The organism is Mesorhizobium sp. M8A.F.Ca.ET.202.01.1.1 (genome assembly GCF_004791595.1).
Classification (GTDB): domain Bacteria; phylum Pseudomonadota; class Alphaproteobacteria; order Rhizobiales; family Rhizobiaceae; genus Mesorhizobium.
The window spans coordinates 1-301 of the sequence record NZ_SRUN01000241.1 but is presented as its reverse complement, the minus strand read 5'-3'; the positions used below and the strand labels follow the sequence as shown (position 1 = coordinate 301).

1 pseudogene is annotated in these 301 nt (G+C 67.8%); it reads right to left on the bottom strand.

The features are described 5' to 3' along the window. Position 1 precedes the first annotated feature (1 nt). A pseudogene (locus tag EN845_RS34685) lies at positions 2-301 on the bottom strand (AI-2E family transporter); the annotation flags it as partial.

Here is a 301-nt window from a genome sequence, read left to right as displayed (position 1 = left end):
CTCACCCCGCGGCCGCCTGCAACTCCTTCTTGCGGGCTGTACGCCGCCGGCGTGGACGGCGCTGGGGGGTGAGCTTCAGCGCCACGACCGGTTCGCTCGAAAGGGCGCCTGCCACCGCGTCGACCATGCCGTAGGCGACGAAATCTGCGTTGAGGTCGCCCGCCAGTTTCGCCGCGGCCTCGGTGTCGCCATTGCCGATCTCCGACCAGAAGACGATGCCGACCCTCAGCTTCGGATTGAGGCGCTTCAGCCGTCGCACCACGAAGCGCGCGTGCTTGGTGGATTGACGGTTGAGGAAGCC